This is a genomic window from Agaribacter marinus (genome assembly GCF_030160655.1).
Taxonomy (GTDB): Bacteria; Pseudomonadota; Gammaproteobacteria; order Enterobacterales; family Alteromonadaceae; genus Glaciecola; species Glaciecola marina.
Genome location: NZ_BSOT01000001.1, coordinates 14243 through 39007 on the forward strand (window position 1 = coordinate 14243; position 24765 = coordinate 39007).

Here is a 24765-nt window from a genome sequence, read left to right on the forward strand (position 1 = left end):
TGTAAATGCCAGACAGTAGATAAGCAAAATTGGCTTCTCATGATTTAAATAATGCGTCTAAAACAGTTTGAATATCTTCTTTACCTTGTTGTAAAGCGCTTGATACTGCAAACCCTTGGGTCAAAAAACTGAGTTGCAGTGCTTCACGCTCAATATCAACCGATATAGATAGCTCTGCGTTCTCTTGTGCTTTTTCGAGTAAGCCAATAAATAATTGCTGTAAGCGATCATAATGCAGTCGCCCTGAGTGTTGAATATGGTCACTATGTCGCCCCATTTCTAACAAGAGACTGACGAGCAAACAGCCTTTGTCCATGATCAGTGTTTCGTAAGCTAAAAAATATGCAAGTATACCGGCGTGCGCTTTCTCACCATCCTGTAAATGAGACTCTAATGGCACTAAATGTTTGGCTATATAGTGATCGAGCAATGCTTCAAAAAAGGCCTGTTTATTACCGAATTCTAAATAGAATGCACGCCGATTAAAGCCTGTCTTAGTGAGTAAATCTTGCATATTACAACCACGGTAGCCACGTACAGATACTACTGGAATCGCGTATTCGAATATAAGATCGAGTGTATATTTAGGTTTTCTCGGCATTCAGCACCATGGTTTACAAAGGCAAACTACCATTGCCTAATTCTTATACGCAATACTGACAAGAAGCGCAAGTGTAAAGGGCTGCAAAGATCGACAAGCCATTGTTAATTTGTGGTATAAAGGCCTTGCTTCTATAAAAAAGCATACAGAGATGGTCATTAGGACTGCGCGTAATAAGCGCTTGCATCACTGCTATTTTTGAGCAGATAAGATTATAAAAATAACGACAGAGAAAACATTGTGAATCACACATATAAAACATCATTTAACACTTCAATTAGAAAAAGTGCGCTGACGGGCGCTTTTTTACTAAGCTTACTAGGTTGTGGTACTACCGAATATCAGGTGCATGAAGCGCCGCTAGCTGGTGTGACGGAACCGAATATCGAAAACATAAAAGGGCATATGCACTTTTTAGCAGATGACTTACTTGAGGGTAGAGATACCGGCTCTCAAGGACATGAAATTGCGTCTTTGTATATTGCCAGTGAGTTCAAGAAATATGGCTTAATGCCTGGCGGTGCCGACGATAGTTATTTTCAACGAATTAAGTTTCGTAAAAGCTTACTCGTACAGGAGTCTCCTTCATTATCTTTTGAAGGTGAAGATGGGTTTTCATTGGATTATCCGAAAGACTATTTGGTTAGCCCTAATGCAGTCTATCAAGACGCAGCAATAGAAGCTCCGCTTGTGTTTGTCGGTTATGGCATTGTGTCTGAGGAGTTAGCGCATGACGATTATCAGGGCTTAGATGTCACGGGGAAAGTTGTGGTGTATTTGAGTGGTAAGCCTGCATCATTCCCCTCCGAAGAGGGCGCACATATTGCGTCAACAACACAGAAGCGTAAATATGCAGTTGCGCGGGGGGCAGTGGGGATTATTTCATTACAAACGCCGTCCAATGAAGAGGTAAGGCCTTATCAACGGTCTCTTTCTTATATTCATGTACCTAGAATGCGTTGGGTTGGTGATGATGGTATTCCTGGCAATGTATCGCCTGAAATCAAAGCTGGGGCCTATTTAAACCTAGCATCAGGTAAACGTTTGTTTAAAAATGCACCGCGAACATTGGAGGACATTTTTACTGATCTTGATGATGATAAATCACCTAAAGGGTTTGAGTTGCCTTTATCGGTAAACTTAGCCTATCAGTCTACGCATAATGATTTAACGAGTCCAAATGTTGCTGGTATTTTAGAAGGTAGCGATCCGGTACTAAAAGACGAGTTTGTTATTTTTACTGCGCATTCAGATCATATTGGCATCTCGAAGTCGGTAAAGAAAGACCGTATCAATAATGGCGCGATGGACAATGCGAGTGGCGTTTCAGTTATGTTAGAAACAGCGCGTATGTTTTCTACCTTAGCAGAAAAACCAAAACGTTCAATTTTATTCTTAGCCGTAACAGGAGAAGAAAAGGGCTTACTCGGTGCAGACTATTTTGCGCAGAACCCAACAATTGACGGTGAGATGGTCGCTAATGTTAACCTAGATATGCCATTGCTAACTTATGAGTTTGCCGACGTTATTGCCTTCGGTGCGTCACATAGCACTATGGGAATTTCGGTTGATAACGCCACGCAAAACGCCGGCATTAAATTAACGGCGGATCCGTGGCCTAAGCTTAATTTGTTTACTCGTTCTGACCATTATTCTTTTGTAAAACAAGGTGTACCGGCCATATTTTTAGTGACAGGTATTGAATCTAAATCGCCTGATATTGATGGTAGTCAAGTGCTAAATAATTTTTTAGCAACAAATTATCATAAACCGTCAGATGATATGCAGCAGGATTTTGTGTGGGCTGCCGCGGATACATTTACGCGTGTTAACTATGAAATTGGCTTAGAACTGGCGAATCAACCTGCTAAGCCAGCGTGGTATCGTGATAGCTTTTTCGGCAAGACCTTTGGCAAGCACTTAACCGATAAATAAGCAATATCTTTGTGAATAAAAAAGCCTGCTAGTTTAATACGTTGCAGGCTTTTTATTATTGTTGACATATATTGCTGGAAATAACTGATTCAGAAAAAATTAGTTTTTATAGATGACCAATGCTCATTAAATTGATGGGTAGGCTTACGATCAAATTTACTACGGATGAATTGATTAATTCTACCATCAACAAAGCAGACTAAAATGTTTGCAAGAATCCCCTCATCGATGGCGGAGGTTTTTCCTTCTCTTAGCTTTCTTTCTCTAAGTATTTGTTTTAATTGAACCTCTATACGATCAAACAACTGAGCAATTCGTTCTCGTAAACGTTCTTGTTCGCCAGTTAGTGCGTCACCATTTAATATGCGTGTAATGCCTGGGTTTTTTTCTGCAAAACCGAGTAGCAAATGCAATATAAGCTGACATCGATTGGCGGCGTCTTTCTCTTCCGCTACAATTTTATTAATCCGTGAAAATAGGGTTTCTTCAATGAATTCGATAAGGCCTTCAAACATTCGAGCCTTAGAAGGAAAGTGACGATATAAAGCGGCTTCAGATACACCAACTTCGAGTGCGAGCTTCGCTGTTGTAATTCGCTGACCATTGTTGGTTTCTAACATACCCGCAAGTGCTTGTAATATTTGTGCCTTTCTATTCGGTTTTTTTGTTGCAGGCATAGTAAATTAGTCTCTACTTCTGTGTTTCTTGATATTCTCGCTCTACTAATCTAAGAAGATTCACTGCTAGTGAGTCTTTACTAGCTTGAGCCAGTTCATATTCTTTCTCAGGGGTAATGACTATAAGCGCATTTTTATCTGAATTAAAGCCTAAACCCGGTTTTGATACATCGTTTGCTGCAATCATGTTCAGTTTTTTTCGTATTAGCTTACTTTTTGCGTACTCAATCATATCTTGTGTTTCAGCGGCAAAACCCACCGTAAATGGGGCTGTATCTAAAGCGGCAACCGACTTGAGGATATCAGGGTTCTGTATAAATGAAAGCGTTAGACCATCGTCCTTATTCTTTTTCATTTTATGATTGCTGGCATTATCTACTCGATAGTCTGCCACTGCAGCGCAAGCAATAAAAATATCATGCGAACCAATATCGCTCATTACGGCATCATACATCTGTTGAGCACTTACAACAGATTCTACCTCTACATTTTCTGGTGGTAATATGTTTACCGGGCCACTGACTAAGGTAACTTTTGCCCCTAGTTCTACGGCAGCTTTTGCGATGGCATAGCCCATTTTACCTGAGCTATGGTTGCTAATGTAGCGGACCGGGTCGATAGCTTCTCGCGTTGGCCCAGCCGTAATCATTATCCGTTTGCCAGACAACAATGCATTTTTACTGATATTTTGTGCTGGCGTTATCGGTGAACATGCCATGTTCAAGGCAACAAAGCTGTCTAATGCAGTGACAATCTCTTCTGGTTCTAGCATTCTTCCGAAACCAACATCACCACATGCTTGCTCCCCTGCCGCTGGGCCTAATAGTACTGCGCCTCTATCTGCCAGTGTTTGTACATTATGGATAGTTGCTTGCGCGGCCCACATTTGTTGATTCATGGCTGGTGCAAGGAGCATAGGGGCTTTAGTTGCAAGTGCTAGTGTCGTCAGCAAATCATCTGCTAGGCCATGGGCAAGCTTCGCAATTGTATTTGCAGTTGTTGGTGCGATTAAAAATATGTCAGCCCAACGTGCAAGTTCTATATGGCCCATACCTAATTCAGCTTGCTCGTCGAGAAGGTGAGTACTTACTTTTTCACCTGACACGGCTTGTAAAGACAAGGTGCTTACAAAATGTGAAGCAGACTCGGTAATGACAACACGTACATTTGCCCCTTGGGCTTTTAGTTTACGAACCAAATCTGGCGTCTTATAAGCGGCAATTCCGCCACTAATACCTAATAAAACGTTCTTTTGTTCAAGTTGCATATTGCTCTTATTGGGCAGAAGATACCCTGTCATTCAATCAATAAGCTTAATTAAACCATTGTTCACCAAGGATGGAAACATGAAAATCACCCAATGGCCCGTGCAAGAGCGTCCACGAGAAAAATTATTGCATTACGGCGCAGATAAACTCAGCGACGCAGAATTGTTGGCTATATTCATTAATACCGGCACAAAAGGCAGTGATGCTGTAGCGTTAGCGAGAGAAGCATTGCAAACATTCGGGTCACTACGAAGTATAGTCAATGCATCGCGAAAACGCTTATTACGCACCAAGGGGATTGGTGTAGCTCGTTATGTGTTGCTGCAAGCGAGTATTGAACTGCATCATCGAAGTATGGCGGAAATGATGGTTAAGGAGCGTAGTTTTACCAAGGCTGATGACGCATCTAAGTATCTAGTTTCTCAGTTACGAGATAAGCAGCGAGAGGTGTTTGTTGTATTAATGTTAGATAGCCAACATCAATTAATTGCGAACAGAGAAATGTTTTCAGGCACTATAAACAGCGCAGCGGTATACCCCAGGGAAATTGTTAAGCAAGCGCTGGAAGACAATGCTGCCGCTGTTATATTGGCGCATAATCATCCAAGCGGGCATACGAAACCTAGCGATGCCGACAAGTACATTACGGATAAAATTGTGCAAGCCTTGGCGTTGGTTGATATTATTGTGTTAGACCATTTTGTGGTGGGTGACTGCACAGCTGCTTCATTTGCAGGATTAGGCTTGTTGTAATTATTAGATGATGAAGTCTCTTTAGAGAGAAAAAGCGCCGAGTTATTTCTCGGCACTTAATTAACACTTAGTTAAACTGACGCAGTGTTTCTGCTAGTTGGAATAATCCAAGACTGTAGAGCTATATTTTGTGAATGGTGGTAGCGTTGCCGAATTGTCAGGAGCAACTACAACAGATACTTCCCATTCTCCCCAAGCAAGTTTGTCATCTAAACCTGTCGTAGGGCTTACACTACGAGCTCCATGTAATTCGTAATAGCAAGTATTGTGCGCAGGAACATATTTGCCGAATGCTGTTCTTTTAGTATGCCCTTCTCTAACGAAACAGTGATATAAATAATCGCCAGAATCTTGGCCTCCTAACGTAACACCGTATTCTCTTATAAAATCAAGGTATCCGGTATGGACGTTTCCAGAAAGTGTAATATCAAACAATGCAAACGCTAAACCACTTGAGAAACTGGGAGTTTCTAAAGCATAATACTGACTATTTTTAAAACCGGAGCCATTGTGTTCTACATAGCAATATCCATTTACTAGTTTTCCAGGCACTAATCTTGTATCTGTGCAAATGTATCCATCTTTTATACCATGAGCATCTTTTAGAGGTGTTGTAACATATGAAGTGTTGTTTGGTGAGAAGTTATTTCTTTGAGTCCTATCATAATCCCCAAATACTGCTGAAAATGCATTTGACGATAGTAAAGCAGAAGTAATTCCTAAACTTACAATTAATTTTTTTGTTTTGTTCATCAACGTTTTTCCTTAAATATTAGATAACATAAATTAACCGGTTTTCACCGTACATCACCCTCCATGGGCTTCCTGGACTTTATACAAAAGTGTTTTCTATTCAAGGCATACTGATGAATTTTAATAAAAGATTCATATTATTAAAGAGATATATAAGGCATATGCTCTTCAATTGTAATGAGGCGTTTTAGCCAATTGCAATTAAAACTGATGAGATTGAACAAAAATTGAGTTTAATGAAAAGCTAAAGAGTAAATTTTAGCTTGTATTTTAATCTGAAATACTGTATAAAATGCGCCCTCTTAATTAACCGCGTTTAACGGCAAAATATGTTTGCTGAAGTTAAACGGCAAACTAATTGTTCTGGAGACAATAATGTCTAAAGTATGTGTAGTTACCGGAAAGCGTCCAGCAGTTGGTAACAATCGTTCGCACGCTAGAAACGCGACTCGTCGTCGTTTTCTACCGAATTTACAAACTCACCGTTTTTGGGTTGAGAGTGAAAATCGTTTTGTAAAACTTCGTATATCTACTAAAGGTATGCGTATCATCGATAAAAAGGGCATTGATTCAGTATTAACTGACATGCGTGCTCGTGGTGAGAAAATCTAAAGGAATCTATCATGCGTGATAAAATTAAATTGGTTTCATCTGCTGGTACTGGTTTCTACTACACCACAGATAAGAATAAGCGTAACATGCCGGGCAAAATGGAGATCAAAAAATACGATCCTAAAGTTCGCAAACACGTGATGTTCAAGGAAGCAAAAATCAAGTAAAGATTTTGCTTGCGCTCACTTAGTGAGTGACTTTGTCTCCATTAAAAACCCAGCAAATGCTGGGTTTTTTGATGCCTTTAAATTGTCATAGTGTTAAGTTAGCTATTCTTGATTGTAATCTTTTTGGGAAGTCGTCATGCGTCGCTTGTCACAAAAAGCTTGGAATAATGTGCTTATATTTTCCATGCTGATATTGATAGTGGTCTTAAATTGGGACAAACTTTTTGGTGAGGGTGAGCTATCCGTGATCTCTGTTGTACCAGAAGGTGCAGTGATTTTAAATGTAGAAATCGATGAGTTGAACTTTGAGCGTGTTGGCACCGGCTGGCGTGTCGTTGGCCCAGAATCAAAACTAAGGCCTAATTTAACGAGTAAAGCTATTGCAGAGATTATTGGTAAATGGGAAAGAGCTTTGCTCCGCCTTCCGCTTGAACAAGTTGAACCGACGGCATTTTATCCCTTAGATCATGTGGTTACTATTTGGATTGCCGGTCAAAAAAACGGGTTGGTATACAGCATTAAAACTATCGCTGAACAAACCTATTTTGTGCATGAATCACGTTACTATTTATTGGATTTTCCGAGCTTATCCCAATTAATGCCGTAGTAGCATATTTTCTATTCTGACCCTGTTATGTGGAGTTTACATGCCTGAATTGCCCGAAGTGGAAGTGACTAGATTAGGTATTTCCCCTTATGTTGAAGGAGAACAAGTACAAAAAGTGCTCGTACATCAAGCTAAACTTCGTTGGTTAGTACCAAACGAAGTGCATCTGGTCGAAGGTTTAACTATCGAAAAAGTGTCACGACGTGCCAAATATCTATTTTTACATACTAGTGTTGGTGACATCATGTTGCACTTGGGAATGTCTGGGAAAATGCGGGTAGTTGAATCTGCGTTGCCTCGCAAAAAACATGATCATATAGAAATCCTGTTTACTTCAGGTAATAAGTTAGTGTTGAATGACGCTCGGCGCTTTGGTAGTTGTCTGTGGCGAGGAGCAAATGAACCGGAGTCCAAATTAATCTCGAATTTGGGCCCTGAGCCTCTTACAGAGGCTTTTGACGGGAATAGGCTACATCAACTCTCTCGGGAAAAACAAACGCCCGTAAAGTCTTTTATTATGGATAACTCTGTGGTTGTGGGGGTTGGTAATATTTATGCAAACGAATCATTATTCTTGTCAGGCATTGATCCTCGGCGAGCCGCAGGGAAGGTAAGTAAAGCTAGATATCTACGTTTAAGCGAGAACATTAAAAAAGTGTTGGCATTAGCTATTGAGCAGGGTGGAACCACGTTAAAAGATTTTGCTCAAGCAGATGGCAATCCGGGGTACTTTGCGCAGCATTTAAGAGTGTATGGTAGGGCGGGAGAGCCTTGTGAAGTGTGTAAAAAAAACATTAAATCAAAAGTTATTGGACAGCGGAATACATTTTATTGCATAGGCTGTCAAAGATAGATATATAATAAGGCTTCGACATTCTTACAATGGACAATATGCTCCCTACTTTCCTGATTAATTTGGATAGCTCAACAGCACGCCTGAAATCGTCATGTGACCAGCTAAATTCGATGGGCATCGAGTTTGAGAGGCTATCAGCAGTAAACGGTAAAGCGCTTTCCGAACAAGAGTTACATACCTATTATTCTGCCGACAAAAACGTAAAAGACTATTACAAACCACTAACAAGAGGCGAAATTGGGTGTTACCTAAGCCACCGGAAAGCTTGGCAGACGATTGTTGATAGAAATTTGCCTTATGCGCTTATTTTAGAAGATGACTTTATTCTTCAAACCGATTTAAAGTTAGTGACGCAATTTCTAGATAAGCAGGATACTTTTGATTACATTAAATTATCTAATTATCAAAATAGAGAGCGAAAAGTTAAAAGTGTTAAGAGTATTGCTGGTGGCAGTGTGGTTACATTCAGCAAAATTCCTGCAGGTACTTGTGCTCAAATTGTGAGTTTTGAAGGCGCTAAAAAACTACTAAATAGCTCAAACAAGTTCTCTCGTCCAGTCGATGTGGATTTACAATATTGGTGGGAACGAGGTATTAAGGTTATCGGTTTGTTGCCTTTCCCATTTGCACCAAACCCTAATGTAGAAAGTGATATCTCACAAGTACAAAGTCGCGACAAAGTAGAGAAGCGCCGAATTAGGCGCATATTTCAGCAGATAGCATTCAAATTCAAGAATCACTGTTATAAGTGAATTGTCGTTTTAAGTTTGTTGAAGAGCAAGCTTTTTCATTAGTGCATCCATAACACTGGGTGCGCAAAATTCATCGACTCGGCCCCGGTGGAGTGCTACTTCTTTTACTAAGGTCGAGGATATAAACGAGTTTTCTTCAGAAGGCGTTAAGAACACACTTTCTAAATCTGGATTTAAACGTCGGTTCATGTTCGCTAGTTGAAACTCATATTCAAAGTCAGATACTGCGCGTAAACCTCGAATAAGAATATTTGCGTTTTCTTGCTTGGCTAAATCTGCCAATAAACCGGTAAACCCCTTTACTGTCACATTTGGTAAATGTGACGTAACGCCGCGTACTAAGTCTACACGCTCGTCTAATGTAAATAACGGTTGTTTGCTGGGGTTAAATGCGATCGCTACCATGACGTGTGAGAACATACTTGCGGCGCGTTCTATTAGGTCAGCATGCCCATTGGTAATTGGATCAAACGTCCCTGGATAAATAGCTTTAATTTCTGCCATCAAAATGTCCTGAATTTTTGGATGTATAGTAGGTGTGTATTTATTACTATTTTTTGGAACTGAGCATACACTACATTATCTAACAATTAATCACATAAAAAACACTGTTGATTACAGTATTTTACTATATGATCGCGGATGTTATACATGATCTTTATGAAAGGATGCAATGCAAATTAAGCCTTTTGCGTTAATCGCGCTATGTTGTTGTTTGTTTTTACCGTTCTTTACTAAGGCCTCACCTTGGGTTGGTACGGTAGATAAACAATTACACTATGATCTCCAGACGCTCGTCGAGTGGGGATTTTTGGATACGACAGTGAATACTTATCCGGTACCTTGGCGAGGTATTTCGTCGCAAGTAGATAACTTGTCGATTGATGCCATGCCATATAGGCCTCGGCAAGCGTTGTTGCGCCTTAAGCATTATTTATCTATTCAAAAACAAGCGAAGGCGCGTCAGTATTTAATGCTGCAAGGGGCATCTGATGATGTCAGATTCCGAAGCCTTGACGACGGTGTAGATAGCACCGGAAAAGCAACGCTATTGACTGAGTTGTATGTAGGCCCTTGGTCAGCTCAAGTGAGTGTTAATTATTCAAAAGGCGGCGAAAAAAATATAGACAATAGTTTCCTTGCCTATCAATTTGGTAATTGGAATTTACGGCTTGGTTCTATAGAGCAGTTTTGGGGGCCAGCGCAGTCTAGTAGTCTAATCCTGTCTAACAACAGTCGTCCAATTAAAGCTTTAGCGCTTTCTCGCTCGAGCACTGCTGCGCCAGAACATCCCTGGTTATCTTGGATAGGGTCTTGGTATTTTACATCTCAAATTGGTCAACTTGAACGCACGCGCGTTGTGCCGGATACTAAAATATTGCTTAACCGCTTTACAATGAGGCCTTTTGATGGATTTGAGCTTGGTGCGTCTTGGGTGTTGATGTGGGGAGGTGAGGGCCAAGATGAAAGCGTAGACTCCTTTGTTGAGGCCGTTACTTTTCAAAGTGTCTGCATTCGTCCCACCGGTGTTTGTACCAAGTCCCAGTTAACCAAACGTGGCAATCATATTGCGGGCTTTGATCTCAGTTACACCGCAAGGTTGTTTGCTAGACCCGTGTCATTTTATATACAGCGTATAGGAGAAGACTCTGTTGACGGTTATCGCATTACTGATAATGCCAATTTGTTTGGTATATCTACCTATGTTCAAGGGGTAAAAGTATTTGTCGAAACGAGTGATACCAATGTCAATTGTGATGGCAACGCAACAAATAATTTGAATTGCTTTTATGAAAATGGCACTTATCAAACTGGTTACAGAACATATGGCCGAGCATTAGGCAGTACCTTTGATAGTGATGCAAAGCAAATGACGGCAGGTGCAAATTTTCGTTTTGAAAACGGCGCTGTAGCAGAGCTGTTACTTCGGGATGTAGAGCTAAATCGAGATGGCGTTAGGCCATCACCCTTACTAATAGATAGTGACAGTGAAAACGTCCTTGAATTATCTGGTTTCTACCAGCATCCTTATGGTCAGTGGTTATTAAAAGCCGGTGGAAGTATTGCTCGCCGAGAATTTTCTGAAAAAACAAGTACTGACTCATTAATCTATTTTAAAGCGCAATATGCATACTGACTCAATTAATGCCCATTCACTCTTCAAACCGTTAAATGATTTTTTCGACGGTATTTTTGTTATTACGCTAGATCGAGCGAAAGATCGTCAAGAAAGTATCAAGAAGAATATGTCAGGGTTGGATTATGAGTTTTGGCCAGCAACCGACAAATCTAAATTACATGAGAGTGTACTACATGATAAATCCCAGTATGATGATGAAACACACCGAAAACTAAAGCGTACGCATCGTTCAATGAATTTAGGTGAGTATGCTTGTGCGCACTCTCACCGCTGTATACATCAACACATGGTTCAAAACAGTTTACAGAAAGTGTTGATCTTTGAAGATGACGCTATTCCTAATCTTGATGTATTGCATAATTTTTCATCTTGTATCAATAGTTTACCTGTTTCTTGGGATGTTCTAATGCTAGATTATTATGATTGTTACTATGAAAATATCTCAGGTTATTTGAAACAATTTTTGTATAAGGTGTATCGTCAACTTCATATCGCAAATTGGCAGCATGTACCTGTGAGTCGAATAAATAATTTACTTATGCGGCACCATAGTGAATATTTTTATCATGCTGGTAAGTTTTCAGGGTCTCATGCATACTGCCTAACGCTTGATGCAGCAAAGCAATATCTAGAGTTACAAACACCTGTTGTACTTCAGCCAGATAGAATATTTTATGCTTTCCAAGAAAAAACAAATTTGAATGTTTTAGCATGTAAAGAGCCACTGTTTTTACGAGGAGAGGCGTCGAAGGTATCTTCAATACAAACTCGGTAGCATTACACTTTTTGAGAGTAACCTAATAAAAAACTATCCCAGTCTGATTTGGCGAATTGGTAACTACTACCCAATCGGTCATGATGCTTATCAATAGAGCGCCTGAATCGGGAAATATTCTGCTTTTTCCAATCCCCGTCTTTACGCACATAACACTTATCAAAATCAATTAAAAAAACCTGATCAGTATCATTAATGAGAACATTCTTAACATTAAGATCATCGTGACATATGTTGAGATTATGCATTCTTTTTACCATATAACCTATATCTTCCCATAAAGATTCATGTAACTTCTGATTTTGTAGGTAGGCATGGAGTTCTTGTGTATTTGGAATGGCTTGAGTGATGATGTCTGCTGTATAAAATATGCCGCGTTGAATTACTCTACCTGCAATTGGCATTGGCACAGGCAAGGCATTTTTTTGCATTGTTTGTAACAGTTTCAGCTCTTTATATACTCGGGTAGATTCAATATTTTTCCAAAGAAACTTATCGTCAGATAATTTAGCAACCAAGCCCCCTCGTCGATAGTGGCGCAATACACATTGTGTATTCTCTAAATTAAAAAAAAACACCTCGCCTCTTCCAGTACGAATTTGCTGAATCAATTGGTTTTGTTGTAAGAAATCCTTAGCGAAGTGATGATGGTTTAGGTGGATTGCAGTTGATGTAGCCGTTGTGATGATAACTTCATTTTGCTCGTTGCAATTGCGCTTATGTAACTGTAATGTCATGACAAATTTATGCTGTAATGAATACATACCACCATACCAGAGTGCAGGGAATAAATGAAAAAAATCGCGATTGTTATTGATTCACTTGTAGGTGGTGGTGCCGAAAGAGTCATGCTGACACTTGCGAGTGAGTTTTTATCAATGGGACACAACGTCACCATTTTCTCATTAAAGCAGCACGTCACATATCAAATACCGGAAGCGTTAAAATTGGTCTTTCCTTTCGCTGAATACAATGCATCGGTGAGGGGGTGGTTTAACCGCAAAAAGTTGGCAAAGATGCTGACAGATGCGGTAAATAACGCTGAACAGAATGGACGCTTTGATATGTTCTTAGTGAATTTATATGAGGCATATCGTATTGTTCAAGCCTGCAACTTTGCGCGTTGCCATTATGTTATTCACAACGACTTTAATAGTGAGCTAGCGCGCGAGGCGAAAATGGGCCCAATCAAGTATTTTTACATGCGTAAAATATTACGGGGGCTTACCGGCAAACGTTTGATAGCTGTATCAAAAGGCATATCGAATGCTCTATTAACAACACATTTATTTACGCCGAAACAGGTTTCCCAAATATATAACCCCACAGACCACAACTTTATTCAATCAATGGCGGCAAAACCACTAACAGAAAAGATACCGCCTAAGTTTATATTGCATGTGGGCAGGGCGGCAAAGGCAAAACGTCATGATGTATTATTTAAGGCTCTGCAAAACGTTGATAAAGAATATGTATTAGTTTGTTTGAGTGTGTCAGTTAAAAAGTTACGTAAGTTAAGTCATAGGTTAAACGTTGAAGATAGAGTTGTACTGCCAGGGTTTTCAGATAACCCATATCAATGGATGAAACATGCTGCTGCGGTTGTCCTTAGTTCCGATTTTGAAGGCTTGCCTACAGTCTTAATAGAAGCGCAAGTATGCGGTACGCCAATCGTGTCAACAGATTGTCCTTTTGGGCCGCGTGAAATCGTAGGCGAAGAGGGCATTACGAATCTAGTGCCTATGCGAGATCCGGATGCACTGGCTGGTGCAATTAATACTGTACTTGCCAGACAGTCGATCAATCTGCAAAGCCCGTTGCTACCTAAACTCGGTAAAACGTCAATTGCAAATGCTTATTTAGCACTTTGTTAGACTCTAATACTTTATTTTTTAGTTACTTACATGAATAATATCAAACAAATCCTGCGTTGAGAGCGGCTTGTGAGTTCACCTTTTAAGTTATGTATATTGAGATTGTCCGCGATTGGTGATGTTTGCCATGCCGCTGCTATGGTAAATGCTATCCAGCGCCACCGTCCTGACATTGAAATTACGTGGATAATCGGAAAAATTGAGTACGCCTTGCTTGCTGGTATGCCAAATGTCCGCTTTGTGATTTATGACAAGAAGGGTGGTCGCGCATCTAAGGATTCACTTAAACAAGCAATTGGAGATATCGAGTTTGATGCATTGTTTGTCATGCAGGTGGCATTGCGAGCTAATGTAGTGTCTAGGATGATAAGAGCAAAAAAACGTGTTGGATTTGATTGGCATCGTAGTAAAGAGGGGCATTGGTTGTTTACGAATACTCGGATAGCGCCGCGCAAGTATGCGCATGTGCTCGAAGGGTTTATGGGGTTTGCCGAATCTTTAGGCGTTCCACCATTAGAAAAACCGCAATGGAATATTCCTATTCCCGACGACGATCGTTTGTGGGTTGATGAGCATTTAAATGGACTTGATGAGTATGTCGTAATTAGCCCGGCAGCATCAAAAGCGGAGCGTAACTGGTTAGCTGACCGTTATGCCAAAATCGTCGACTATATACATCGAGAAGGCCTTGCCGTGGTTATTTGTGGTGGGCCGGGCGACTTGGACCAACAAATAACATCCGATATTATGTCTCATACGTCAAATGTTGCGCTTAACTTAGTGGGTGAAACAAGTTTAAAGCAAATGTTAGCCGTATTATCAAAGGCTAGAATGGTCATTGCGCCAGACACCGGCCCTGCGCACATGGCAACGACTCAAGGCGTACCAGTGATCGGTCTATATGCCCACAGCAATCCACGTAGAACAGGCCCATACTTATCTTTGCATACAACAGTATCTATGTATGACGATATTATTCAAACACAAAAAGGGAAAGACTGGCGAAAATTACCTTGGGGAGTGCGCGCAAAAGGCGGTGATTTAATGTCTCAAGTAAGCGTCCAGTCAGTAAAATCTCAAATTCAGCATATATTACACAATATATGACTCTGATTGATTTTCTATTAGCGGTAAGCAATTTTTATATAAGGTGTACTTTCTACTTTACGTTTTTATAAAAACACTACTAATTCATGATCTTTGTAAAAATATTTGTATACGATTTTTCAGTTATTATTATTAGATAATTTCAATTCTGTATTGACCAGAGTAGTCTCAACAACAATTAATTGAAAAGGACGGCAGATGTCGAAAAATGCATTTGTACATCATTTAGGTAGCCAACTTACAGACGCCAAGGCGAGCGGACTATTTAAAACTGAACGATTAATTTGCTCACAACAATCGGCAAATATCAGTGTTAATGGACATGAACAAGTACTAAATTTCTGCGCGAATAATTATTTGGGTTTAGCTAACCATCCAGATTTGATTCACGCAGCCAAACAGGGCCTCGATAGCCACGGTTTTGGTATGGCTTCGGTACGGTTTATTTGTGGCACTCAAGACATCCATAAGCAATTGGAAAATAAAATTTCTAACTTCCTTTGCATGGAAGACACTATTTTGTACCCGTCATGTTTTGACGCTAACGGCGGCTTATTTGAAACGATTTTAACTCACGAAGACGCCATCATTTCAGATGCCTTAAATCACGCAAGTATTATTGACGGTGTTCGGCTGTCAAAAGCAAAACGATATCGTTACGCGAGCAATGATATGCAAGCATTAGAAGCGCAACTAGCAAAGGCAAGTGAAGACGGCGCACGTTTTAAGTTAATTGCCACCGACGGTGTATTTTCAATGGATGGCGTGATTGCAAATTTGTCAGGTATTTGTGACCTGGCTGACAAATACGACGCAATGGTCATGGTTGATGATTGCCACGCGACAGGCTTTATTGGTGAGGGCGGTCGTGGCTCTCATGAATACTGTGATGTCATTGGCAGAGTTGACATACTTACCGGGACCTTAGGCAAAGCTTTGGGAGGGGCGTCCGGCGGCTACACGTCGGGCCGCAAACACGTGATTGAATGGTTGCGTCAACGCTCTCGGCCCTATCTGTTTTCTAATTCTATTGCTCCACCGATTGTGGCGGCGTCTTTGAAAGTATTTGATATGATGGCTGACGGTGGCGCTTTACGAAACCAATTGCACATAAATGCTGCTCGCTTTAGAAGCAAAATGACAGCTGCAGGATTTACATTGGCAGGGCAAGACCACCCGATTATTCCCGTGATGTTAGGCGACGCAAAAATTGCCAACGACATGGCAGAACGCTTGCTTGAAGAGGGTATTTATGTGATTGGCTTTTCGTATCCAGTGGTACCCAATGGCGCAGCCAGAATTCGTACGCAAATGTCTGCAGCTCATACAACTGAGCAAATTGATCATGCTGTGCAGGCGTTTATCAAAGTCGGAAAAGCGTTACGAGTGATCCCATGAAGTCTTTAAAGAAAGAATATGCTGAAAAAGGTATTTGGCTATGTGAGAGCGAAGCACCGACGCCTGGGCACAATGATATTTTGGTAAAAATTCGGAAAACGGCGATATGCGGCACCGACATGCATATTTTTAATTGGGATGAGTGGGCGCAAAATACGATACCTGTACCGATGATCATTGGCCATGAATTTGTCGGTGAAGTGGTCGAACTCGGCCAGGAAGTAAAAGGCTATCGTATTGGTGACAGAGTATCCGGCGAAGGTCACATTACGTGCGGACATTGCCGAAATTGTCGGGCTGGACGTCGCCATTTATGCCGTAACTCAACAGGAGTGGGTGTCAATAGAGATGGCGCCTTTGCTGAATATCTCTCAATTCCTGCGTTCAATGCGTTTAAAATCCCTGATGATGTAAGTGATGACATTGCGGCGATTTTTGATCCCTTTGGCAATGCGGTACATACAACACTTTCTTTTGACCTTGTGGGTGAAGATGTCTTAATTACTGGCGCAGGGCCAATTGGCATAATGGCAGTCGCCGTTGCTAAGCATGCCGGCGCACGACATGTTGTTATTACCGACGTCAACCCTTATCGCCTAGCATTAGCCAAACAAATGGGCGCGACATCTGCTGTAAACGTGCGCGAAAATTGCTTAACCGAAGTAATGGCGGCGTTGGGTATGAGTGAAGGGTTTGATATTGGGCTTGAAATGTCCGGCGTACCGTCAGCCTTGCAAGACATGCTAGACAAAATGAACCACGGTGGCAAAATTGCCATGTTAGGCATTCCCCCAAATGACGTCACGATTGATTGGACAAAAGTGATTTTTAAGGGCCTTACCATTAAAGGCATTTACGGTCGAGAAATGTTCGAGACGTGGTATAAAATGGTATCGTTAATACAAAGCGGCCTGGATTTATCTGCTATCATTACTCATCAATTTTCGATTGATGAGTTTCAAAAAGGCTTTGATACAATGGGATCAGGTAAATCAGGAAAAGTGTTACTTAATTGGACTAACTAAAAGGGCAATATATACATGGAGCAATTCGGACATATCTCTCCTGAGCAAACAAAACAACGTTTAGACAAGGGTGAAATTAAAATTGTTGATATCAGGGATGACCAATCTTTTGAGTTGGGACATATTCCAAATTCATTCCATCTTACTAATGGAAGCTTGGTGAATTTTATGAATGAGAATGACTTTGATACACCGGTTGTGGTGTGTTGCTATCACGGTATTAGTAGCCAACAAGCTGCCCAGTATTTAATTCATCAAGGATTTGAAGAAGTATATAGCATGGACGGCGGATTTGAGGCTTGGCGTGCGAATTATGCATTTGACTCTGGTCAAGAATAGGCAGACATAATACTAGCGAATGTTAACCGCCTTGGCGCAAAAACGCAGTAAATATGACATCTTTTATAATTTCGTCGCCGGTTTCTCTTAGCATAAGATCCTTAAATCGTTTTGCCATGGCCCTGCGGATTTCTTCTCGCCCTGTCAGTGACTTTACTTTTTGCTCGGGTTGCGCACCAATGATTTCGATCGCAGTCGCCCGCAGTAAGGGCATGTGATGCTCAATGTCTGGGATAAAATCAGGTTCATGTAGCATGACTTCTACGGTAACGCGCAGATAACCTAAACGCTTAGAGTTGTCGCCCACATAATTCGCGACAATGTCAGGTTCTAAGGCAATATATGCGTAGGATGGCGTGCTGCTCCCTTCTTCTTGTGCATATGCTTGTGTATTGATGACTGTTAATACTGCAAGCGCTAACATATACAACACACACCATCCTTGAGTCGCGTGCCAAATGGATTTGTTTTGTCGCATTGTTTTACCTATTGTTAGCGTTTTACAGGAGTAAGCAAAGATATTTATCCGATTCTTGATTCGGTAGCTCTGCAGTCTATGTTAGACTTTATATATCGGTTAATTTAAGAAAATCTTCACCTTTGTTGTTAAAAACATTCTTTCCATTTGGGCTATCCGTCAGCTGGCAACATGCTGCTCAATTGCAGTGTAAAAACGAGGAACTAAGCACTTGGTTACTCGATACTGGAAGCCTGACTGAACGACTTGAAGCGATAAGTACACAGTTCTCCGTAGAATTACTGGGACAAGGAAAATTGCCGTTAGATAGGTCAGAAAAATTACTGTTAAATTCTGAAGACACGGAACAATGGCAGATTAGAGAAGTCATACTGTATGGTGACGGTGTGCCGTGGGTGTTTGCACGTTCGGTATTGCCGGTCGAATTATGCAGTACTTCGCTTGCTAATTTGGGCAATAAACCCTTAGGAAAACGGATTTTTAATGATCCTAGCTTTTTGCGAAGTGAGTTTGAGGTTGGGGAGTTAAAAACTCATCCATTGACGCAGCGATCGTCTAACGATCAAACGCTTTATGCACGTCGTTCGTTGTTTACATTTGATGGGTCTTCTGTATTGGTAGCTGAAGCTTTCCTGCCGGATTGTCCTTGTTATAAAACAAGATTTGATTGAAAACAAGAATTGGTACTGGATTCACAAATACATATGCTCCAGCTCAAAATCGACAATATTCATGCTTATTTTCGAATCATGAGACTCGATCGTCCCATCGGGATTTACTTGCTCTTGTGGCCTACTTTGTGGTCAATTTTCATTACAAGCTTTACATCGTTTGGTGAAGGGTTACCGCCTATAACGATTACGATGGTGTTTATATTTGGCGTGATCCTTATGCGCAGTGCTGGTTGTGTGATCAATGATTTTGCTGACAGAGACTTTGATGGTCAAGTGGAGCGAACAAAAACTCGACCATTGGCAACCGGCGAAATCACAACGGTCGAAGCGTTACAATTGTTTGCACTGCTCATTATTAGCAGCTTTATTTTGGTTTTGCAGCTCAATTGGCAAACCGTCGTTTTATCGATTGCTGCCGTTGGTCTAGCAAGTTTATATCCGTTTATGAAGCGATATACGCATCTTCCGCAAGTAGTATTGGGTGCTGCGTATAGTTGGTCAATTCCTATGGCGGCAATGGCGATTATGTCATCCTTACCTTATTGGATTTGGTTATTGTACGCAGCCAATCTATGTTGGACAGTCGCGTACGACACACAGTACGCAATGGTTGATAGGAATGACGATGTAAAAGTGGGAATAAAATCCACAGCGATTTTATTTGGCCGCTTTGATTTGCTTGCCGTAATGATACTGCAAATTACTGCGTTAGTACTACTGGCGATTACATACCACTTACTTGACCTATCTTGGCCTGCATATGCGGGTTTAATTGCCGCCTTACTCTTATTTTCCCAACAGTGGCGAAATACTAAGAACAGAGACCGGGATGCATGTTTTCAGGCTTTCTTAGACAATCATTGGGTAGGTATGGTCATTGCGGCGAGTATTGCAGCTGCAACATTTATTCAATGGTAACGCAAATTCCCGCCCGTAGCTGAGTTACCGCATAACTCAGCTTGGCCACTATATAAATTTTATTCTGTTGTTTCTTTAGATTCTATTGCGTCCAATCTGGCTTCGAGTGCTTCAAGCTTTTCTCTTGTCCTGATAAGTACCTGGCTTTGAATATCGAATTCTTCACGGCTGACAAAATCGAGCTTCGTTAATTGAGACTGCAATACTTGCTTTATTTTGCCTTCGGCTTCCTCGGCAACATTCTTTACGCCAGACGGAATAGCGGCAGAAATATTTTTTGCTATTTCTTCAAGTTTTTTAGGATCTATCATGGCTTTCTCTTTAGGTGACTCATTATATTTTTTCACTTTCATTCTAGCCTTGTTCTTAACAGAAATCAGCTAGATTCTTTGCTATAATTTTTGGCCAATTTTCGGATAACTAAATGCAATGAAATTAAATCCCGCACAGCAAAGTGCTGTAGAACATGTGTCTGGCCCTTGCTTAGTGCTCGCCGGTGCTGGCAGTGGTAAAACCCGCGTAATTACTAATAAGATTGCTTATTTGGTTAACGAATGTGGTTATAAACCCATGCAAATTGCGGCAGTGACGTTTACCAATAAAGCTGCTCGCGAGATGAAGGAGCGGGTGGGGCAAACCCTAGGTAAAAAGGCTTCACGTGGGTTGAAAGTCTCTACTTTTCATACCATGGGATTAAATATACTTAAAAAGCATTCAGCAGACATTGGCTATAAACCCGGGTTTTCTCTATTTGACGATAAAGATTCAATGGCCTTGTTAACGGATCTTACTGAAGAGAACTATGACGGGGACAAGGATGCATTGCAGCAGTTACAGCATCGTATTTCATCATGGAAGAATGAGCTTATTATACCAAAACAAGCATTGACTGAGGCTAAAGATCAGTATGAACAGGAGCTTGCCAACTACTATGCTGAATATCAACGCCACCTTCAGGCGTACAACGCTTTAGATTTTGATGACTTAATACTGCTACCCACTTTATTACTCAAGCATAAACAACATATACGCGAACGTTGGCAGCGGAAGTTGCGTTATTTGCTGGTGGATGAATATCAGGATACCAACAGTAGCCAATATGAATTAGTGAAGCTGCTAGTCGGAGAAAGAGCACGATTTACCGTGGTAGGTGATGATGACCAATCGATTTATTCGTGGCGAGGTGCACAGCCAAAAAACCTTATATTATTGCAGAAAGATTTTCCGCAATTAAAACTCATTAAGCTAGAGCAAAATTACCGCTCTTCGGGTAGAATTTTGCATAGTGCAAATATTCTGATTCAAAACAATCCGCACGTATTTGATAAACGTTTATTTTCGGAATTAGCGTATGGTGACCCTATTAAGGTCTTGGTAGCGAAGAACGAAGAGCACGAGGCAGAAAAAGTGATTGCTGAAATGCTTGCTCACCGCTTTATGAAAGATACACAATATAAAGAATATTCGATTCTATATCGTGGAAATCATCAAAGCCGTGTCTTTGAAAAACTGCTGATGAAAAACCGTATTCCCTATAAAATTAGCGGTGGTATGTCTTTCTTTGGACGTGCAGAAGTCAAAGATATTATGGCTTACCTGCGATTGTTGACAAATCAAGAGGACGACAACGCATTGCTTCGTATTATTAATACGCCTACCCGAGGAATTGGTCGTGCAACCTTAGCGAAAATTGGCGAATTTGCGAACGCCAATGGGGTTGGTCTATTTGATGCCATGTGTCATCAAGGCTTAGCGTCAGTCCTTGGCAATGCTACTCATGTAAAAATTGAGGGGTTTGTTCGTTTGATTGTTGAAACATCTGACAATACTGAGCGAGGAGATGCAACGGCAGTATTACGAGATTTTATTAAACAATTAGGCTTTGAAGAATGGTTGTTCTCTCAGAGCAAAACACCCAAAGCAGCCGAAATGGCAATGAAGAATGTGTCTACATTGTTTGGTTGGGTGCAAGATATGCTTAAGGGGGATGATTTGCAGCCACCAATGACGCTACCTGAAATTGTTCAACGACTGACACTACGGGATATGATGGAACGCGGGGAGGATGACGACGATGCTGATCAAGTGCAACTAATGACCCTACATGCGTCGAAAGGACTTGAATTTCCTTATGTTTTTTTGGTGGGAATGGAAGAAGGTTTACTGCCTCATCAAAGCAGCATCGACGAAGATAACGTAGAAGAAGAAAGGCGTTTAGCCTATGTTGGTATAACACGTGCGCAATCTGAATTATTCTTCTCTATTTCCAGAGAACGCAGACAAATGGGTGAATTGTATGAGCCTGAACCGAGTCGCTTTTTATATGAACTGCCTCAGGATGATGTTGAATGGGAGTGGGAAAAACGTAAGCCAGATAAGGTGGAGCAAAAAGCAAAGGCGCAAAAAGGTATCGCGAGTTTGCGTAATATTTTTGGTACTGAGTAAATGGCCATAAAGATGGAGAATAGAATGTTACAACGCGCTTTTTTTTGCAGTTTATTATTATTAATTTCTCACGTTACTGTTGCTACTGAGCACTGGTTTGATACCTTCAAGCGCAATGCTAGCCCGGATGAAATGTACCGTTTTTTATATGCATTGCCTAAGGCAGGTGATTTGCACAATCACCTCAGTGGGGCGGGTATAAGTGAGTGGTGGTTTGAACTTGCTATCGACGAATCAAAGAATGGTGGTTACCGTTACTATACAAAAGTAAGCATCAATAATTGTGGCTATGGTGCCAATCAGTTTGGCTTTTCTCCCTATTTATTGCTATTTGTGAACAAGCAAGAGTCCAGCTATTTAAAATTGAACGAGTGCCAAAGAAGTGAATATAAGCTGCTGACAGAGTTAACGCCAAACGAAAAAAGCGCGTGGTTAGAGAGCATTCGATTGGATAAGCAGCATGAAGGGCGCAATGAGTTTTTTGAGACTCACTGGCAACGTTTAAATGACCTTTCATCTAACCCTTATATCATTGCTGAAATAATGGTAAAGAATATGCAGGCATTTGGTGATGAAGGGCTTTCATACATTGAATTTCAGCATGGTGTGTTTAACTACATCAACCCTAAGGGAGACAAAATAGCACCCAATGAGGTAGCTAATATTATTCGTTCACGTTTAGCACAAGACGATGCCACGCGTACGGGTGTGGTTGTAAAAATGCAGGCGTCCATTTTGCGATTTATGAAGAATGCTGAATCTACAATGGAAGCAGCATATCATTTTGTGAATGATAACCGCGATTTATATGTTGGTGTGAACATGGTCGGGAGAGAAGACAATGATAAAGGTCATCCCAAACGGTTTTTGCCGGTACTGCGTAAATTGCGGCGTAAATTTGCGATGAATTTAGCATTCCATGCAGGAGAGGTAGACGAGCCGAATAGCCATGTAAAAGATACGCTGTTATTGGGTGCAAAACGTATCGGCCACGGTTTAAATCTTATTTCAGATCCTGATACGCTATTGTTAATGCGTAATTCGGACTATTTAGTTGAAGTGAATTTAGTCAGCAATTACTTATTGGAATACGTTGATACCTATGCGCAGCACCCTTTCCCAGAGTACTTACGTATTGGTATACCTGTCGCGTTATCTACAGACGACCGCGGAATGTGGGATTCGACAATGACAGATGAGTACTATATTGCGGTGTCAGAATTCAATTTATCTTGGTCAGAGATCGTTTCAATCGGCCGAAATTCAATACTTCATAGCTTTGCTGATCAGCAATTAAAAAATATCTTATTGACAAATTTTAATGCGAAGATTGCGTCTTTTGAAAAAGACGCATCGAATGATGTTGGCGCAATTTTGAGAAACTCCCAAGTGAGCACTTTTCAATTTGCGTGTAAGAAGTTCAAGATTTGCGATTACGTTGTTTATAAATAATTACAATGTAAAATACTGCGAGCATGCCGCACACTCATTGTTTCACTAGTTTTGATGTGTCAATCTTACAAGCTGTTGTCGCGGCGCCTTTTTGCATTAGTTGTTCTGGGCTTAAGGTTTTCCAGTGTGTCCAATTTTTTGAAAGGGCATCTGTCATCGCCTCACCAACGACATACATGTTACGTAATGATTGCACAAAACCGCCAGCGGTTTCGCCAGGTGCGGGATCCAAATGCGCTAATGTTGACTCTTCGCTGTGGCCTTGATCGAAGTTAACCGCTGCTCTTAAACTTATTGCGCGGTGCTCAAGTTGATGACGACTCAAAACTTGCATCAACGCTGAGGCTTCCATTTCTGTAATGACATAGTCATCAGTTTGATATAACTCACTTATGTACTGTGCCTCGTTAGACAAGCCTGGACCATGAAAAAACGTATCGCCGGTAACGTGAGTACCAAATATTACTGATGGCGTCTTATTTGACTGAGCGCTGCCATAACGCTGTCTATATGCTTTAGCTGTTGGGTCATCTTCGAGTTTCACATTAGAAATTACATTCTTTGCGAGTTTTGTTAATGTTATAGGCATCGCGTAGCAGCGTATTGCTTCATATCCCTTGCGTGGCATAAATAGCGGTTGGCCATCAGGTACTTCTCCTTTTGCCCAACGATGACCCAAGTCATAATCAATAACGTAAGTGGCAATACTCACATCGCCAATAGTGCCCTTGGATGGTGGTGTGCCAGCGACACCTGAAAGCAAAAAGTATGCATTGTTAAACTGTAAACCGGGATGTAATAAAATTGCCTGTAATGACGAGGAAGAGCCGACTTTCCCCATGCCTAACACTGAGCCACATATTCCATCTTCATTGCAAAAGACTTTATTCAGCGCACCAGGCACGTCAATTGAAAACGTATTGCTTGTTTCTGCAAAGTATCGTTCGTACCAAAACTGAAATTCGCCTGGTTTATCGCCACTGTTCTCGCCAATTTCAAACATTGCGGCAATGAACACTTTTACTTCTACTGGTTGAGGGGAGGCTGTCGACAGAGGCGCGCTAGTAGCCGCCTGTAGCGCGTTCACTAACAATAGCGTGCATAGCATGAAAAGGGTTAATTTACGCAATAACTGAAAACGAATCAAAATCGATCCTCT

The 24765-nt window shown here is 41.1% G+C and carries 27 protein-coding genes; 18 read left to right on the plus strand and 9 right to left on the minus strand.

All coding sequences use genetic code 11. The features are described from left to right. Nucleotides 1-37 precede the first annotated feature (37 nt). The gene (locus QQK00_RS00050) at nt 38-601 is read right to left on the minus strand and encodes a TetR/AcrR family transcriptional regulator (protein ID WP_284215432.1); all 564 of its coding nucleotides are present in this window, start codon (nt 599-601) and stop codon (nt 38-40) included. A gap of 276 nt (nt 602-877) precedes the next feature. On the opposite strand from QQK00_RS00050, the gene QQK00_RS00055 reads away from it, so the two are divergent. Further along, on the plus strand, nt 878-2536 hold the full coding sequence (locus QQK00_RS00055; RefSeq protein WP_431307711.1) for a M28 family metallopeptidase: 1659 nt from the start codon (nt 878-880) through the stop codon (nt 2534-2536). Between the two features lie 89 nt (nt 2537-2625). On the opposite strand, the gene slmA is transcribed toward QQK00_RS00055, so the two are convergent. Then, on the minus strand, nt 2626-3213 hold the full coding sequence (gene slmA, locus QQK00_RS00060) for a nucleoid occlusion factor SlmA (RefSeq protein WP_284215433.1): 588 nt from the start codon (nt 3211-3213) through the stop codon (nt 2626-2628). A 13-nt stretch (nt 3214-3226) separates the two neighbouring features. Next, the gene (gene coaBC, locus QQK00_RS00065; RefSeq protein WP_284215434.1) at nt 3227-4480 is read right to left on the minus strand and encodes a bifunctional phosphopantothenoylcysteine decarboxylase/phosphopantothenate--cysteine ligase CoaBC; all 1254 of its coding nucleotides are present in this window, start codon (nt 4478-4480) and stop codon (nt 3227-3229) included. Between the two features lie 79 nt (nt 4481-4559). On the opposite strand from coaBC, the gene radC reads away from it, so the two are divergent. Beyond that, the gene (gene radC, locus QQK00_RS00070; RefSeq protein ID WP_284215435.1) at nt 4560-5234 is read left to right on the plus strand and encodes a RadC family protein; all 675 of its coding nucleotides are present in this window, start codon (nt 4560-4562) and stop codon (nt 5232-5234) included. 93 nt (nt 5235-5327) lie between these two features. Here radC and QQK00_RS00075 read toward each other — a convergent pair whose 3' ends face one another. Further along, a complete protein-coding gene (locus QQK00_RS00075; RefSeq protein ID WP_284215436.1) occupies nt 5328-5987 on the minus strand; it encodes a hypothetical protein in 660 nt (219 codons plus the stop codon). Between the two features lie 375 nt (nt 5988-6362). Between QQK00_RS00075 and rpmB the strand changes: the two genes are divergently transcribed. The 5 genes from rpmB to QQK00_RS00100 all read left to right on the plus strand — a co-directional run bounded on the left by rpmB (nt 6363) and on the right by QQK00_RS00100 (nt 8981). After that, a complete protein-coding gene (rpmB, locus tag QQK00_RS00080) occupies nt 6363-6599 on the plus strand; it encodes a 50S ribosomal protein L28 (protein ID WP_284215437.1) in 237 nt (78 codons plus the stop codon). 11 nt (nt 6600-6610) lie between these two features. Then, nucleotides 6611-6766 (plus strand): 50S ribosomal protein L33, encoded by a 156-nt coding sequence (gene rpmG / locus QQK00_RS00085; RefSeq protein ID WP_136252789.1) that lies wholly within the window; start codon nt 6611-6613, stop codon nt 6764-6766. A 136-nt stretch (nt 6767-6902) separates the two neighbouring features. Continuing rightward, on the plus strand, nt 6903-7373 hold the full coding sequence (locus QQK00_RS00090) for a hypothetical protein (RefSeq protein WP_284215438.1): 471 nt from the start codon (nt 6903-6905) through the stop codon (nt 7371-7373). Nucleotides 7374-7413: 40 nt separating this feature from the next. Further along, a complete protein-coding gene (gene mutM, locus QQK00_RS00095) occupies nt 7414-8226 on the plus strand; it encodes a bifunctional DNA-formamidopyrimidine glycosylase/DNA-(apurinic or apyrimidinic site) lyase (protein WP_284215439.1) in 813 nt (270 codons plus the stop codon). A 38-nt stretch (nt 8227-8264) separates the two neighbouring features. Next, on the plus strand, nt 8265-8981 hold the full coding sequence (locus QQK00_RS00100) for a glycosyltransferase family 25 protein (RefSeq protein ID WP_284215440.1): 717 nt from the start codon (nt 8265-8267) through the stop codon (nt 8979-8981). A gap of 9 nt (nt 8982-8990) precedes the next feature. Here QQK00_RS00100 and coaD read toward each other — a convergent pair whose 3' ends face one another. Beyond that, nucleotides 8991-9485 carry a pantetheine-phosphate adenylyltransferase gene (gene coaD / locus QQK00_RS00105; protein ID WP_284215441.1) on the minus strand — a complete coding sequence of 165 codons (495 nt, stop codon included), beginning with the start codon at nt 9483-9485 and terminating at the stop codon, nt 8991-8993. Nucleotides 9486-9654: 169 nt separating this feature from the next. On the opposite strand from coaD, the gene QQK00_RS00110 reads away from it, so the two are divergent. Together QQK00_RS00110 and QQK00_RS00115 are read left to right on the plus strand one after the other, a co-directional pair. After that, entirely contained in the window at nt 9655-11118 is a 1464-nt protein-coding gene (locus QQK00_RS00110; protein WP_284215442.1) for a capsule assembly Wzi family protein, read from the plus strand. Next, complete coding sequence (locus QQK00_RS00115) at nt 11108-11896, plus strand: glycosyltransferase family 25 protein (RefSeq protein ID WP_284215443.1); 789 nt, start codon at nt 11108-11110, stop codon at nt 11894-11896. The genes QQK00_RS00110 and QQK00_RS00115 overlap by 11 nt, the downstream gene beginning before the upstream one ends. Before the next feature lie 2 nt (nt 11897-11898). Here the strand turns inward: QQK00_RS00115 and QQK00_RS00120 are convergent, their stop codons facing one another. Further along, entirely contained in the window at nt 11899-12633 is a 735-nt protein-coding gene (locus QQK00_RS00120; protein WP_284215444.1) for a 3-deoxy-D-manno-octulosonic acid kinase, read from the minus strand. 54 nt (nt 12634-12687) lie between these two features. Here QQK00_RS00120 and QQK00_RS00125 point away from each other — a divergent pair, with 54 nt between their 5' ends. The 5 genes from QQK00_RS00125 (at nt 12688) to glpE (ending at nt 17639) form a co-directional block, all read left to right on the plus strand. Continuing rightward, the gene (locus QQK00_RS00125) at nt 12688-13770 is read left to right on the plus strand and encodes a glycosyltransferase (protein WP_284215445.1); all 1083 of its coding nucleotides are present in this window, start codon (nt 12688-12690) and stop codon (nt 13768-13770) included. Between the two features lie 69 nt (nt 13771-13839). Next, nucleotides 13840-14877: a glycosyltransferase family 9 protein gene (locus QQK00_RS00130; protein WP_284215446.1), complete on the plus strand. Its 1038-nt coding sequence runs from the start codon at nt 13840-13842 to the stop codon at nt 14875-14877. A 198-nt stretch (nt 14878-15075) separates the two neighbouring features. Further along, nucleotides 15076-16275 (plus strand): glycine C-acetyltransferase, encoded by a 1200-nt coding sequence (locus QQK00_RS00135; protein WP_284215447.1) that lies wholly within the window; start codon nt 15076-15078, stop codon nt 16273-16275. Beyond that, nucleotides 16272-17300: an L-threonine 3-dehydrogenase gene (tdh, locus tag QQK00_RS00140; protein ID WP_284215448.1), complete on the plus strand. Its 1029-nt coding sequence runs from the start codon at nt 16272-16274 to the stop codon at nt 17298-17300. Before QQK00_RS00135 ends, tdh begins: the two co-directional genes overlap by 4 nt. A 15-nt stretch (nt 17301-17315) precedes the next feature. Further along, a complete protein-coding gene (gene glpE, locus QQK00_RS00145) occupies nt 17316-17639 on the plus strand; it encodes a thiosulfate sulfurtransferase GlpE (RefSeq protein WP_284215449.1) in 324 nt (107 codons plus the stop codon). A gap of 22 nt (nt 17640-17661) precedes the next feature. On the opposite strand, the gene QQK00_RS00150 is transcribed toward glpE, so the two are convergent. Continuing rightward, nucleotides 17662-18117, minus strand: a complete 456-nt coding sequence (locus QQK00_RS00150; RefSeq protein WP_284215450.1) for a flagellar basal body-associated protein FliL — start codon at nt 18115-18117, stop codon at nt 17662-17664. Nucleotides 18118-18239: 122 nt separating this feature from the next. Between QQK00_RS00150 and QQK00_RS00155 the strand changes: the two genes are divergently transcribed. Together QQK00_RS00155 and ubiA are read left to right on the plus strand one after the other, a co-directional pair. Next, nucleotides 18240-18788, plus strand: coding sequence for a chorismate--pyruvate lyase family protein (locus QQK00_RS00155; protein ID WP_284215451.1), 549 nt, complete (start codon nt 18240-18242; stop codon nt 18786-18788). 33 nt (nt 18789-18821) lie between these two features. Further along, nucleotides 18822-19709, plus strand: coding sequence for a 4-hydroxybenzoate octaprenyltransferase (gene ubiA / locus QQK00_RS00160; protein WP_284215452.1), 888 nt, complete (start codon nt 18822-18824; stop codon nt 19707-19709). 59 nt (nt 19710-19768) lie between these two features. On the opposite strand, the gene ubiK is transcribed toward ubiA, so the two are convergent. Next, nucleotides 19769-20020, minus strand: a complete 252-nt coding sequence (gene ubiK, locus QQK00_RS00165; RefSeq protein WP_284215509.1) for a ubiquinone biosynthesis accessory factor UbiK — start codon at nt 20018-20020, stop codon at nt 19769-19771. A 118-nt stretch (nt 20021-20138) separates the two neighbouring features. Here ubiK and rep point away from each other — a divergent pair, with 118 nt between their 5' ends. Together rep and QQK00_RS00175 are read left to right on the plus strand one after the other, a co-directional pair. Beyond that, entirely contained in the window at nt 20139-22154 is a 2016-nt protein-coding gene (gene rep, locus QQK00_RS00170) for a DNA helicase Rep (protein WP_284215453.1), read from the plus strand. Nucleotides 22155-22178: 24 nt separating this feature from the next. Further along, nucleotides 22179-23606 carry an adenosine deaminase family protein gene (locus QQK00_RS00175; RefSeq protein WP_284215454.1) on the plus strand — a complete coding sequence of 476 codons (1428 nt, stop codon included), beginning with the start codon at nt 22179-22181 and terminating at the stop codon, nt 23604-23606. Between the two features lie 34 nt (nt 23607-23640). Here the strand turns inward: QQK00_RS00175 and QQK00_RS00180 are convergent, their stop codons facing one another. Next, nucleotides 23641-24753, minus strand: a complete 1113-nt coding sequence (locus QQK00_RS00180) for a phosphorylase family protein (protein ID WP_284215455.1) — start codon at nt 24751-24753, stop codon at nt 23641-23643. Between the last annotated feature and the right edge of the window lie 12 nt (nt 24754-24765).